Annotated in this window: 8 protein-coding genes; 5 read left to right on the top strand and 3 right to left on the bottom strand. The window is 55.3% G+C overall.

Going from position 1 to position 14440, the window contains the following annotated elements:
* Positions 1–17 precede the first annotated feature (17 nt).
* Entirely contained in the window at positions 18–992 is a 975-nt protein-coding gene (locus Q8M73_05210) for a galactokinase (protein ID MDP2287946.1), read from the top strand.
* A 15-nt stretch (positions 993–1007) separates the two neighbouring features.
* On the opposite strand, the gene Q8M73_05205 is transcribed toward Q8M73_05210, so the two are convergent.
* Entirely contained in the window at positions 1008–1943 is a 936-nt protein-coding gene (locus Q8M73_05205; protein ID MDP2287945.1) for an NAD-dependent epimerase/dehydratase, read from the bottom strand.
* Positions 1944–2011: 68 nt separating this feature from the next.
* Here Q8M73_05205 and Q8M73_05200 point away from each other — a divergent pair, with 68 nt between their 5' ends.
* From Q8M73_05200 to Q8M73_05185, 4 genes are all read left to right on the top strand, one after another.
* The gene (locus Q8M73_05200) at positions 2012–3214 is read left to right on the top strand and encodes a class I SAM-dependent methyltransferase (protein MDP2287944.1); all 1203 of its coding nucleotides are present in this window, start codon (positions 2012–2014) and stop codon (positions 3212–3214) included.
* Complete coding sequence (locus Q8M73_05195; protein ID MDP2287943.1) at positions 3214–4122, top strand: NAD-dependent epimerase/dehydratase family protein; 909 nt, start codon at positions 3214–3216, stop codon at positions 4120–4122. Before Q8M73_05200 ends, Q8M73_05195 begins: the two co-directional genes overlap by 1 nt.
* A gap of 983 nt (positions 4123–5105) precedes the next feature.
* Positions 5106–6317, top strand: coding sequence for a polysaccharide pyruvyl transferase family protein (locus tag Q8M73_05190; protein ID MDP2287942.1), 1212 nt, complete (start codon positions 5106–5108; stop codon positions 6315–6317).
* Positions 6318–6409: 92 nt separating this feature from the next.
* Complete coding sequence (locus Q8M73_05185) at positions 6410–7357, top strand: class I SAM-dependent methyltransferase (protein MDP2287941.1); 948 nt, start codon at positions 6410–6412, stop codon at positions 7355–7357.
* A gap of 1529 nt (positions 7358–8886) precedes the next feature.
* On the opposite strand, the gene Q8M73_05180 is transcribed toward Q8M73_05185, so the two are convergent.
* Together Q8M73_05180 and Q8M73_05175 are read right to left on the bottom strand one after the other, a co-directional pair.
* Complete coding sequence (locus tag Q8M73_05180) at positions 8887–12741, bottom strand: glycosyltransferase (GenBank protein ID MDP2287940.1); 3855 nt, start codon at positions 12739–12741, stop codon at positions 8887–8889.
* The gene (locus Q8M73_05175; GenBank protein ID MDP2287939.1) at positions 12738–14324 is read right to left on the bottom strand and encodes a hypothetical protein; all 1587 of its coding nucleotides are present in this window, start codon (positions 14322–14324) and stop codon (positions 12738–12740) included. Before Q8M73_05175 ends, Q8M73_05180 begins: the two co-directional genes overlap by 4 nt.
* Positions 14325–14440 lie beyond the last annotated feature (116 nt).

Below are 14440 nucleotides of genomic sequence, written 5' to 3'. Positions count from 1 at the left end.
CGCGTACACCTCTCCGCGTGAGTTTTCTTGGCGGCGGCTCGGATTATCCGACGTACTTCAACGAGCAGCCAGGGGCGGTCCTGGGCACTGCAGTCAGTCTTTACGTATTTGTTGCGCTTATCCAGCAAAACCCACTGGTCGACAAGCAGTACAAGCTCACGTATCGACAAAGCGAAGCAGTCGACCACCCAAGCGAGCTGCAACACCCAGTTGTTCGGGCTGTTCTGCAGGACCAAGAGTGGACTGGGCCAGGTCTTCACATTGCCACGCTGGCCGATGTACCAGCAAACACTGGGCTCGGATCGAGTTCTTCATTCACTGTCGCCCTGCTTCACGCTTTAGCACTATTCCAAGGAAGAACAGTGACTGCTGAGACGCTGGCACGAGACGCTGTACGAATCGAGCGAGAAGTGCTCAATGAGGCCGGTGGCTGGCAGGATCAATTCCATGCTGCATACGGTGGCACAGCGCTATATGAATTCGAACAGTCAGGCGTAGTCCGCAGACCGTTGAGCACAACAGCTCTCACCGATGGACTAGACCGATCGATGGTCCTGGTGCCGACAGGCCAGCCGCGCAGTTCGCACGCGCATGCCACAAGCACGACCACTGCAATTCGCACTCGGCAAGGTGCAAGTGTCGCCAGCGAGATGGCCAACTTGGCTCGCGAAACCTATAACTCGCTCCGAGAATGCGATGACCCATCCTTCGCTATTCGAACCTTGGCGAAATCGATGGATTCCGCCTGGCATCTCAAGAAGGCGCTCATGGGTGAGGCAATCAATGAGGACGCCGACGAACTCATCTCTGCTGGCATACGGAACGGCGCGCTTGCTGGCCGCTTATGCGGTGCTGGAGGTTCGGGATTCGTCCTCTTCCTGACCGAGATCGATGATCGCGAGGCCTTCATCGAGCGCTCAGGACTCACTCAGGGCACGCTGATCAATGTCAGCGACGCGGGCTCCTGCCATGGCCCTATGGAGTGGATGTAGCCAACAGCTGCCGCGCTACAGATTCGTGTAGCGGCGGGTGAGGAGAGTCGGCAGACCCTTGACCAGTTCTGCCAGTCCGGCGTCCAGCCCGACCGAGAACACAAAGCCAGCGGATTCAATCTTCTCGTTCGAGACGGTGTAGTTGCGCTGGTCGGGATCCCGACCAGTGGCCGCCTCGGTGTAGGCGAAGCCAGGAACGTGTCGCTGAATAGCTTCACAGAGCTGTCGCTTGGAAAGATTGGCCTCTGTGAGACCCACGTTGAAGATCTGACCCTTCACCAAATCTGGGTTGGTGATCGCCCAATTGATCGCGCTTGACACGTCGCGCACATGCACGTAGTTGCGAATGAAATCTGCTTCAAACAGGACGACCGACCGATCAATCAATGCCCGATTGGTCAGATCGTTTACGAGCAAATCCAGACGCATGCGCGGTGACATGCCAAATACGGTCGCGAGCCGGAAACTTGTGAAGCCCGCAAGCTTGAAAAGCTCCTCTTCGACCTCGACCTTGTGCTTCGCATAGAGAGAGATCGGGTTGAGGTCTGACTCCTCAGTGCAGACCTCGCCAGCTGCAGTCGTGCCGTAAGCACTGTTCGTGGTCGGCATGATGATTTGTTGGTCATCCCGAATCAACTTGAACAAGGACAGGGGGGCGTGCAGATTGATGGATTCGGCGCCAACCTTGTCGCGCGCGCAAGCTGGCGCTCCCACGATCGCCGCAAGCGGCACGATGACGTCGGCAGCGGACACCGCTTCAGCCATGCGCTCTTGTTCGCGAATATCGAAGACGTCGACCTGCAGATTTGGATTGCGCATCGATAGCGCGAGGCTGTTCTCGTGATACATGAAGGAGTCGATCACATGGACTTCATGCCCAGCATCCAGCAGATCTGGGACCAGCACCGACCCGATATAGCCGCCGCCGCCGGTCACCAAGATTCGACTCATTTGCACTCCAATATTCGCGCTCAGTACTGACCCGTTACCCTAACGGGGCCAACGATGAAGGGTCTTGCGTGGAGTGTCGGGTTTGTGGTTCAGAGCAATTGGAACCAGTGGTTGATCTGGGCAAACAGCCCTGGGGCAACAACTTTCTGGGCGCGGATCAAGTCGGTAAGGAGCCGTTTTACCCGCTCGTGGTCGTCTTCTGTGTCGAGTGTCACACAGCGCAACTCGACTACACCGTGCCCAAGGAAACGATGTTCCTTGATCACACTTATGTGTCTGGAACCACAGCGTCACTTCGTGCCCACTTCCGAGCAACTGCCGAAAAGGTCAACGAGAAGTTCTCCTTCACGAATTCACCGCCATCGATCCTGGATATCGGGAGCAATGATGGGACTCAGCTTCAGGAATACCAAGCCCTCGGCTACCAAGTCGTAGGTGTCGAGTCGTCTCGCAACATCGCGGATATGGCAAACGCAGCTGGCGTTCCCACAGTCGCCAAATTCTTCAATGAAGAAACTGCCCGAGAGCTCGGTCAGCAGTTCGACGTGATCAATGCTTCGGGCGTCTTCTTCCATCTCGAAGAGCTTCACAGCGTGTGCGAAGGAATCCGAATCTCGCTGGCCCCCAATGGTGTCTTCGTCGTTCAATTCATCTACATCAAGCTCATGCAGGAGAACGTCGCCTTCGACCAGATCTATCACGAGCACTTGCTCTACTACTCGCTCGAATCGGTTCAGAACCTGCTGGGTCGTCACGGTCTTGAGATGTTTGACGCCGAAGTTTCCCCAATCCACGGAGGCTCCGTCATTGGCTTTGTCGGTCACGCCGGGGCCCGCGAGCAAACTCAACATTTGAGAGACCTCCGGGCCGCCGAGGACGCTGCAGGCACCAACAGCCTTGAGTGCTATCGACAGTTCGCTGAAGCCGCAGCCCAATCGAAGGCCAACACCCGCGCATGGTTCGCTGAGCGCATAGCCGAGGGCAAAGTGATCTTCGGACTGGGAGCTCCTGTCAAGGGCAACACCTTGATGAACTACTACGAGTTGGGTCCCGATGAGATCCAATGCCTGGTCGAGCGGAATCCCCTGCGCAAGGGACTCTTCAGCCCTGGAGCACATATCCCGATCAAACTCGAAGAGGAGTTGGACGGTCCGCCAGACGCCTATCTCGTGCTCGCCTGGAACTTCAAGAAGGAAATTCTCGAAAGACATGCAGCCGATGTCGCTGCGGGTGTCGAGTTCTATTTCCCCGTTGATCCGGCGGAGCACTGATGCACTACTTCGTCACGGGCGGCGGCGGATTCCTCGGCGGGCACCTTGTGCGGCGCCTCAAGGATGCCGGGCATGAAGTCACTGCTCCCTCAAGGGCCGAAGTCGATCTCCGCAATGCTGCAAGCCTGAACGCAGTCGAGGGACAGTTCGATCGCATCTTTCATCTGGCTGCTTGGACTCAAGCGGGCGATTGGTGCCTCACCCATCCCGGCGAGCAGTGGATCGTCAACCAGCAGATCAACACCAACGCAATCACCTGGTGGCACGAACGCCAACCGCAGGCAAAGTTCATCGCCATGGGTACCAGCTGCAGCTACGCCCCGGGCAGTGATCTCACCGAAGACAAGTACATGCTTGGCGAGCCCATCGACAGCCTCTACACCTACGCGCTCACCAAGCGCATGCTGCTACAGGGGCTTCGTGCAGTCAGCAGGCAATACGGCGGTGAGTTTCTCTGCCTGGTGCCCTCGACTCTCTACGGTCCCGGATATCACACCGACGGCCGACAGATGCACTTCATATTTGACCTGGTCCGAAAGATCCTCAGGGGCAAGACCTACGGCGAGACCGTCACTCTTTGGGGCAACGGCAGCCAACGACGTGAGCTCGTGCAGGTCGATGACTTCATCACCAATGGCTTCGCACTCTTGGACGCGGGTGCCACAGATGTCTACAACCTCGGCGAAGGCAACGACCACTCGATTGCTGATTTTGCGCAGATCATCTGCGACGTCGTCGGCTACGACTTCGAAAAGATCGAGTTCGACACAAGCAAGTACACAGGAGCTGCCGAGAAGAAGCTCGATATCGCTAAGGCACAAGCCAAGCTCGATACCTACGTCACCTCCGACCTGCACGCAGGAATCAGCGAACTCGTCGACTGGTTCAAGGCGAACTCGGCGTTCTGACATTCAGATGAGCAGCATGGGCAAGGCGGACCTGATATATGCCGGAGCCAGAACTCTTCGCCTAAGTTCCGATCCGCGGTGACTGCTCCTCAGTCAAGAGATATGCCTGAACAGCACATCGTTTTGCGCAAGGGCCTATCCAGCAGTAAGAACGCATCGAACATTTCGGGAGACTAAACCGCTCCGGATTTCGTCCAAATTCCTATATTCAGATGGGGTCATGGCCCGCTAATACCTGCCCGATGCTCATAAGCGTGCAGTGCGCTTGGTCGTTGAATCGCAGCCTGATCACGCTAAAGAGTTCGAGTCGATTACGAAGGTCGCGAGTCGGATAAGAATCAGCGCGGAGGTGTTGCACCGTCGGTGGCTCCAGGTCGAGATCGATTCAGGTGTTCGCCCCCAGGAGACCAGTGCCGAACATGCCGAGATCAAGTGCCTCAATAGTGAGAAGTTGAACTGCGCAGGGCAAATGAGACCTCGAAGGCGGCGTCAGCGTTTTCCGCTGCGGAGCTCTGCGGCTCTGGACGAGATGATCTGATTCATCGGCATGTTTCGTGGTCGCTTTGGGGTCGAGCTCATTTGCGTCACCTTCGATAGCACTCAGCGTGCGTTCCTGACTGCTCGTGGCTATCGCGCTCCCAATAGTCGGCCAGGGTGGTGTCAACGAGGACACCTTGATTCCAGCAAATCAAGTAGAACGTAGTTCCCGTGCCCTCTGAACACCGGGCTGCGACACTACATCACGCATCAAAGTGTTACGCCGAAGTGTCTCTGCTTCGCCCTGTCATCGGACGCAGCTGACCGCCACATAGGCTTGGCGCTGGGATCAGCTGCAGTTGATCGTCGATCGGCCGTAGAGACGTGCCGGCTCGTAAGTTCGCCCACAGCAGGAGGTTGGTGAAATGAGGGTACTGCTCGCAGGCGAGGGCCTCCTTTCGAGCGCGGGCGGCGGCCAGCATTTCTACAAGGTTGGAGCATGACTCATGCCTAAAGTAGTGATTTTCGGTGGATTTGGAATGCCAAACGTTGGCGACGAATTGATCCTTCAGTCCTTGGCAAACTACTACTCGCAAGAGTCCGAGGATTGGCAACTTACTGCGTTCGGCGGCGATACCTCCGCGATGAGTAGCTTCCTGTCTGGCTCTCATCGCATCCGAATGTGCAATTACCTTAACGAGCACTTCTGGACCTCGGTCCGATCGGAGGCGAGCGTTGTGGACTCCGGCGTTGAAAAATTACTGACTGCCCCGGAAAGTCACATGGAGCCCTATAAGCATGCCGTTCTCAACCGGGCCCTTAGAGAAGCCGACGTTTTTCACATAGCCGGTGGTGGCTATCTCCATGGAGGGATCCCGCATCTGGCTGCATCCCTTGGATACTGCTTCGAAGTGTTGCAAGCTTCGAATCCTTCCGCTGTAGTCATCGCCACTGGCCTAACTTGGTACGGAATGGAAGGGCATGATTTTGGCGCCCTTGCGCCTAAGACAACGGCTCGCCTACATGCCGCATTGGCAGGGTCGACTCTGGTTGATCTCAGAGACGATCTCGGGCTTAACAAGGTCGAGCGCCTTGGAATGGAGGCTCAGGTTACTTGCGATGACTTACTACTCTGGCGCCCGCCAGAGATGTGTAGTTCGCCGCTTGGGGAAAAGTATGCACTGCTTCAAGTAGGAGGCTCTTACTACGACATTCCGGGCCAGCGCGAGGTTGCTATCAGCTCCATCGCTCAGGCGGCCCGGCTACTTGAAAGTTCCGGGATCAGAGTCCTTCCAATCTCATTTTGTCCTGTAGACGGCGACTCACTAGCCGTGGGAGAGGTGCTCACAAAGGCAGGGATAGATGTGCCGGTGATCGAGGCGGTAGCTCTGGGAGCTGAAGTCTTATCCAGCCTCTTCGCCCACGCAATGTTGGGGATTGGAACGCGACTTCACTTTGCAGTCTTGTGTCATCTGGTAGGCACGCCAGTCTTCTCGATTAGAGTCAACGGCGCTTTCGAAAGACTGCGTTACCACTACGGCGTTGTAGGAGCCGACGGACTCGATAACGAGGGTGACTTGTCAGATCAACTCGCCGGCTTTGTGTCGAGCTGTATACACGAGCCGTTGGTGCGACAGCCCGCGCGGCAAAACCCGGAGGTGCAGCACGCTCTTGCCGTGAAGAGAGCTGGCCTTGAGCGGGCGCTACAGTATGCGTGACGCGTCACCGCATCTCGAACTATTGGCGAGTTTTCGCGAGCTGCACGAAGTCATGATGCATGTTGACACTTGGGTCTTAGCAGGAGGTGTTTGTGCCATCCAGTTCGAAGAGGCTGCGCGCCCGGGCCAGCAGTAGGGCGGAGTCCGAGCCGAGCCCAATCAGGCCGGCGATAGATGCTGCAACGCAAGAACTGCATGATCGCGAGGTCGTCGAACGCACGCTTCGCATGGTTCGTTCAGAGTACACCGTTATGCCGCGATTCGGCTTCCACCAGCCCATCGACTACGACAAGGACTCGAGGGCATTGGCCTTCGATCTTCCTGTTTGGGTGGATGGTGAGCCTCTGCCACTACCTCCCGTCGCTGAGCGGATGGGTTACTCGGCTGACGATGCGGAGTACTTGAGGTGGGGCGCGAGCGACAAGGCATTGGTTTGTGCGCAGATCGAAGAATACTTGGGGTTGCAACGCGATCTCTCGGTACTCGACTTCGGGTGCTCCTCGGGCCGGGTGCTGCGACACTTCCACCAGGAGTCAGTCGAGCTCGGATGGAAATTGTACGGGGTAGACATTCAAGCAAGAACAATACAATGGATACGGGAACATTTTCCCTCACATTTTGTGACGTACACAGGTACCACGCTTCCGATATTGCCCTTTCCGGACGCATCGCTCGATGTGGTGTACGGATTTAGCATCTTCACTCACATCAAGTACAACTGGGACATGTGGCTAATGGAATTGCGTCGGGTGTTAAAGCCTGGGGGGCTGCTTATCCAAACTTTTCACAGCGAGCATGCATGGGCGTTTTACTATGACCACCGAGATGAGGAGTGGGTCAAGGCCAGTCACTCTCAGCTCATGCTCGATTCTCCGGAAATGACCGACGACTACTTCTACTACGGAGATATCGGCGTCAGTCAGGTGTTCTGGAAAGCAGAGGTAGCGCGCGAATACTGGTCCCGATACTTTGAAGATGTGCGAACTCTGCCGCCGCCCGTCAACTCATTTCAAGATTGGCTAGTTTGTCGCAAGGCCTAGATCTGATAGTCGCTATATATCGAAACCGCAGTGGGCAACGGCGTGAGTGCCCACTGCGGTTTCGGCGCAAGAAAACCTCTTCTCGGCCATCAGTCGGTGAACCGCCCGAGCCTGTCTGATGTTCCCTATCTAGAACAGTATGGCGGCAGCGAAGACAAGTCCGGCGCGGTAGTTCCAGAAGATTTAGCCCAATCTGGTGGCGACATTGAGGCCGTGGCACGCGGTCATGTCGAATGCGAGGGGCGACCACTACACCGGCAAGGAATTCGATCTGGTAGGAGTGTCCCAGGATGACAGTGTAGGGATACCGGAGAAGTACAGGTCGTGTAGTTGCTCAGGAGAATGCAGCGCCTGAAGGTGGCAAATGAGACTATACGTCGGGCCCCGACCTAGTTCGCGCAGGCTTCGATTCCAAAATGGCATACCCGATGGTCCGTACTAAGCTGAGGGTCTCTCATGGCGGTTGGCCAGCGTAGTGTTCGGCTTATCAACCGGAGGCTTCTACGCATGAGCAGCCAACTCGCTCAGTGACTGGGACCTGGAAGACGTCTATGTCATCAACGCGTTTCTCGAGGGCTTCCGATGGCTCGGCATTTGGCTACGAACACTAAGTCGACGAGCTCGCCTAGGTCAGATCACTGCTGGGGAACGCCAGATGCGGTGACTGCATTCCCAGCAGAGAACTTCGTTTACCACGGTGCGCAAGGGTCGCCGCGGGTCAGGCAAGAGTCCTCGGGCTCCGGTGCGCGACGATCACGTGCGCCGCAATCTCACTGCTTGGGGCCAGGCAAGGTATGGCTGGACGCCAGCACCGCACACCTCAATAGCCAAAGCACAATCTATTGCAGCGTTAGTACGCTCCCAAGGACCGACTCTTCGAGATGGTTGGCCAAAAATAAATTGAGGTCGTAGGTCAGGGACTAAGCACGAGGCTACGCAAAACACTTGGATGGGAGACCACCAGCTGAAGCGTTCGACGAGGACCTACTGATACTCCAGCAAGCCGGTGTTGCATCCATCAACTGAATCAGGTCCATCTTGTGCCAGGATCTTCCGGGCGGCGCTCAAGGCAGTTCGACGGCAGGGATTTACGGTCGAGTACTATCCGCTGGTGCATATGCCGCTATGCAATCGTTCTGGTTACAACAACAAATAGCGCCAAGTAGAGCCGGGGAAACTACGCTACGCGATTATACAGTGAGCACACCTACAGTCGCCAATGACGAAAACGCGGAGTACGCAAACTCACTCCAGAAGAGATCGAACTAGACTTCACAGGTTACCTCGCACAGGAAGCCGCATGATCGACACAACTAGTGTCAGTCAACCTAGACCGCCTGGGAACAAGCGAACTAATTCCGGATACCCCATCCTGCACGGGGAGGCACGGTGAACGCACATCTTCACAAAACTAAGTCTGACTTCTCCCCGGAAATCGAATCAGGATGGCTACGCATGCGTAGTTCTTACCGAGCCTCAATGAATGCTTCTTCCGGCATGCAGGAAAGGCAATGTCTGGGCAGGTAAAACTAACTGCTTCTCCCTAAGAGACGGAACACTCGACGTTCTGACCGGCCAAATGTCTGAAAGTGCTCCCAAGCGCCTGTGAATAGCCCACTCTCGATTGCCTCCAAGACATCGGGGTAGGTCGCCATGTAGAAATCCTCGTCGAAATCTTGCTCTGAGACCGAGTACTCGGTCCACTCCATTCGATCCAGACGTTCTTGAATTCGGGACGACAACTTGACCTTGCCAAGTGCTACAACGGTGCTCGCGACTCTAAAACTACTTCGGCTTGACGATTCTCTCGCCTGCGCCGAGCCAACAAGAGTAGCCAGTTCAACTACAAAACTCGCCAGATCAAGGCTTCCATGGAATCCGTCCATAGCAGTTAGCCCCATACGTGCATTTAAAGCTGCCGCTGCCTCTTGGCTCAACACCAAGGGGACCCCAACGAGACTCGCATTGAGAATAACCTCCACCGTTTGGCTGCTCAGATCGAAGTGGAAGTTAGCAACTGGCGATGAATGCGTCTCTGGCGCGACAGCAACAACTCGAGCGGCCTCCAGAAGCATCCCGACCTGACGAATTCTTGCAGCATTAACTCGTACCAAGGATGGTGAGTAGATCGCATGAGAATTCAGTGTCAACGAATCCGTCTCGAGAAGTACGACAGTCAAATTGCCTTCTGCTGTCAAAGCATTGATCAATTCGGGATCCGTGCTTTCGAGGTTGCTCGTCACCAGGAGCAAGTCCAAACTGTCCCACAAATCAACTGTTCGTGCTAGACCCGAGTCTCCAAGGTCGACGCGAATGTCACCCTCCCGTGTCCCCAATCCTAGGACGACGGATGCTAAGACATCCGAAAGAGTCAGTGGCTTGGGTGAAGTCGTGGCATGTATCTCAGGAATTGCCCAATTCGAGGGAACAGAAGGCCAGATCCAATGATGTTGCTGCCATCTGTTGTCGTTCAAAATTTCGAAGGCTCGCGCCCCATGGCCGCCCATACCTTGCTGAGCTTCCGCGAGCGCGTTCCACACCCATTCCATCGCTCCGTTGATGAGTCGAGCTCCTTCGACACCTCGGGTCAGATTTGTCGTTTGAAGGTCATCGGCTCGCTGACACGCTTGCAACATGAACCAAACTGCGCTCTTCCAGTTCTCAACTGTGGAATTCGGTTCTTCCAACCAGTCAGTTGCGTAGGCCACGATTGACGTTGCCAGTTCCGCATCGGTGCATGTGAAATCGAGATATGTCTTTCGATAGCCAAGGCACATAAGCAGAAGGGCAGCCACGTCTTCGGAGTCCGCATCATCGAACAGGTAGCGCACACCCCCTGGTGAGCGATAGACGTACCATGCGCGAAGGTCTTCGAGTTCGACGGCAGGGCTCGCGGTAGTCCGCTCTGCGGGATAGTTTAGATACGTGCCGAGCATCTCTGGAATAGTTTCAACTGTAATGAAGGGCAAGATCCGATTCTTAAACTCGGTGTCGCCAGCACCGCTAAAACTATCATCGTACAGTCCGAAGCGCTCATGCACCGACTTGCGATAGAGAGCTCCCACGAAGCCGATGTAGCAACTATCGAGATAGTGCATCTCCTGCATCTCGAAAGTGCGTATGTACGGCATGACATCCTTCACAAATGAGCCTCGCTCATTTACCTCTGTGACTGTGACGTTGCCTTGGACCCAATCCACATTTGGGTTTTCGTCCAAATGCTTCGCCAGAATCGCGTATGCATCTGGACGGACGGTCTCATCGACACCGAGGAAGGAAACATACTCCCCGCGAGCTAGACCAATGCCTCGATTCCAAGCCCTCTGAATTGTCTCGCGGTCCGGGGTTGTGACGACCAAGGCGCTGAGATTCTTGCCCGCGCCTTCGGTCAATTCGCGCTTCAGCACCGCCGCCGAGTCGTCTGTCGAATTGCTATCGACGAACACGTATTCCGAGTTCGCGAGCACGTCAGGCGACTGACGGGCCAACTCACGAAGAAATGCCGCAACGAGTGGTGCAGCGTTGTACACAGAAACGATGACCGAGACCTTGGGGTTGCTATCGATCCGTGTGTCATGAACGGTTTGAAGTTGGGCGACTGGAGGGCTGAAGTCAATGCTTCGTCGAGCTTGAAGGTAATCAAAAATATCCTCTTGATTGCCCTCACTCAGGAGAGCGAGCACACGCGCCTCTTCGCGCATTCCACGGTTAATTAGAATCGACGTGACGTCTTGTAAGGTCTGAGCCGAGATTCCGCCGGTCAAGCGCATCACGCGGCACATATAGGTCGCGAACAGCAAGTCGTTTCCGCGGCCAAGTTCGAAGCGTGCCAGCAATCGAAATAGATTTGCACGATTAAATTCGAAAGACATCGTGTTCAATAGCCTCGAGTTCCCACCTATGAGTGACTCGATCGCCACGAATTCCGATCGCCTCGCAGAGGTGCTAATCGCATCCAGCGCTACTGCGGCTGAATGTTGACGTGACACAAAGTCATCGGTGAGCCGCGAGGATTCGTACCCCGGCAAGCATGCCTGAAAGCGCTCGAGAGACACCTGCTCCAGATTGTCAATGGCTTGATTGACCCAATGCTCAAATGATGCAAGAACGGCGAGCCAAATATCATCAATTGAGGAGCGCGCGGCCGCATCGAAGTCAAGCGGAACTGCATAGGCATCAACTAGTCCCGCTTGATGTCCGTCAGACTTCTCAATAGACGACAAATATTCCAAGAGGGCAGCCTTATGAAGGTCGTAGTTGACCGCAAGGTCCACTACGGCTTCGTATGAATTCATCATGTCTTCGGGATCAAATCTTATGAATGGAATCCCTGGGTAGTGCTCATCTAAGTAATCCACGACCCCGCATTCGATACTGACAATAGTCGGGCATCCGGCCAGCAGAGCTTCCAAGGCGACGAGATTGAACGTATCAACCCGCGAGGGAAGCATCACTACTTTGCGTTCAGTTGAATACCAGTCACGCATTTCACGTGAGGCCACTTCGTGCTTCGCAAGTGGCAAGCCTCGTCGATCGGCTAGTTTTCCAACCTCATTGTGTGAACTTACTCCATTGATGGAAACGTCCGGACCGATGACCTTGAATCCAGAGAAGAGATTTTGTGGGAGTCGCGAGCAGAACTCAACGAATATGTCGGGGCCTTTCCACTTCTCTTGGCGTCCAACGAAACACAGTTCTGGTGCACCATCCAGAGTAGGCACGACGGGTTGGCGTTCGCGCGAACCTGTCTTTTTCGCCTTTTCTTCCTCACTTGGTAAATAGATGGATACGCCCGGGTCGACCAGCACTCCACCAAGCCCAGTCGTCTTCGTCCAACTGTCGAGGTAGCGCTTGCTAATGGCGTAGCGCACATCAACACTGCGATAAAGCAGATCTTCGAACTGGCGAAGTGCGGTCAACTCGATTGAGTTGTTATCCCAGTTATCCGTTAAGCCCATGCTCAGAGTGCCGTGCATGGACAAAGCGAACTTTCCAACTTTCACGTCGAAGGAGCGCAGAATCGCTGGAAGAAGCGCTGAGAAGGGGAGATAGTCAGGGATATCGACAACGTCAAACTCCATGCCCGCCACAGACGCTGCCATGTCCATCAAGAATGCGATGTCATGCGCTTTGCCCTGAAGAATCGGCTTACCTTCGATAAGCAAGTTATCCAACGAGCCATCGACAACACTTTGCCTATTGGCACCAAAGAGGGGTACAAATCGCAGATTTCTCGGTAACGCCGAGCTACCGCGCCGTCTGGTTTCACCACCAGAGAGTGCGAAGAATTGAATGTCGGGGTTTTTGCGGACTTGGACTTCATAGAAGCGTTGGCCGCCCCCAGTGCTCGAGAACAGCGAATCTCCAGCGAGAAGTACCTTCACAACTCATCCCCCAAATGCATCTCGTCCCAACCATGGCCATTCCACCGTAGAGCCGCACGGCTAGTCACCGTCAACGACTCCAAAGCAACACCTACCTGGCGCTCATCTGAATGCGAGGCCTGACCAAAATCGTCTGCCTGCAACTCGAGTCTGATTGCATCAGTGGGCTTGGGCGTGGATTCTACTGGGAGGACGGTTCGTCCATGCCCACTCGCGGTTGGACGCGCAACGACGCTCGATAGCCCTGTGAGGGCATCGATAACTTCTAGTTTCGCGACGGCAGGAACCGCATTTCGGGTGGCCAAAGTCACAATCTCCACCGACGAAAGGCCTGAAACCATTCGAGGCAGATCAAAAATTGCGTTCGCCCGCTTGGTCCAGGCGAACTCAAATCCATCACCCGTCTCAGGTGGATGCAACACTGCTTGTGCGTCCGTGAATTCCGAAAGTACCTTTGCACCGAGGTGGATGCGAATCTCCACTCGCAAAGACGAAATCTCCACCAATTCAGCAGGCGTAAGGCCCAGCTGCAACGAGCGCCAAGCGCTGTCAGTTACAGACGCTCCGACCCGAAAAGTGAGCGTCGAGAGTCCACCGACACTCTCGCCCCGGGTGGGCAACAGCTTGGCGCCGTTTAGCTCAAGGGAAAGGGAATCGATTTCAAGCGTGCGGAGCAGAATTTGCACGACGCAGGTTGAGTAGCTGGGGATCCTGAATTCCCCTGCGGCGCTCACAAGGCTTTTCTCTCCACACAATTCTTTCTGAATCTCAGGCTCTAAGCGCCGCGCACAAGTTAACAAAGCCACCAACCTCGCGGCGCTGGAGAATTCTGAAATCTCGCTTCGATGCCGCTGCAAATTCTCGAGAACTTGCCGAGCGGACCCAAGTGATGCGACTGCGCAGTTCGCGAACTCGGACTCGGAAGAAGCAGATTCGCCGGACCCGAACTTCTGAATTGTGCGCGCCATCCAGGTGCCGCCTACGGCTACTACTGGCGTTCCCGCAACCATCGCCTCAACAAGAATCGCGGAACTTCTCCTTCGATAGGCAGTCGCTGAGTACGGTAGCAAGATGAGCGAAGAACGCTTGAGTTGGCGTAGGAAAGAACGCTCCGACAGCGGCCTCCTCTGTAGGTGAACGAGTGAAGAAGGAAAGGACTCGAGCTCCTTCACGGTGTCAACAATTTGCGGCTCTCCTCCTTCAACATTCAGATATACCTGTATCCAAAACTTCGCACTTGGCTCGGCAGCGTTGATCTGACGGACTATCTGCGGCAACAGGTGGAACCCCTTCTCGCGACGCGCATCCCCCATGTACGAGATGAGGGCGTTAGCCCCTGGAAGGTTGCGTTCTCTGATTGCGCGCTTCGACCTGCTACCAGCCCGGCTATCGACTGGTACGGGCAGAACGTCGACCGGTCGGGAGATCAATTCGGAATAGGCGGCGGCAAGCTCAGATGTATCGGCATAGAAATTCAAGTGCCCGCGGGCCAGCGCCACGGCAGTACTCGCTAATCCAGCACGCAAATGTTCCCACTTAGAACGAACTGTTTGAAATAGCGTAAAAGGGTCATAGCGAAGCATCAAGTGAATCTGGGGACCCGTTGCCGGAAAGGCTTCCGCGCATTGCATTAGGTCCTCAAGGCCCTCTTCAAGATCTCGCGGGAGTACTGACTGAATAAACAGGTGGTCTCCCGACG

The organism is Actinomycetota bacterium, assembly GCA_030684515.1.
Taxonomy (GTDB): domain Bacteria; phylum Actinomycetota; class Actinomycetes; order S36-B12; family S36-B12; genus UBA11398.
This window is presented reverse-complemented; position numbering and strand designations above follow the sequence as displayed.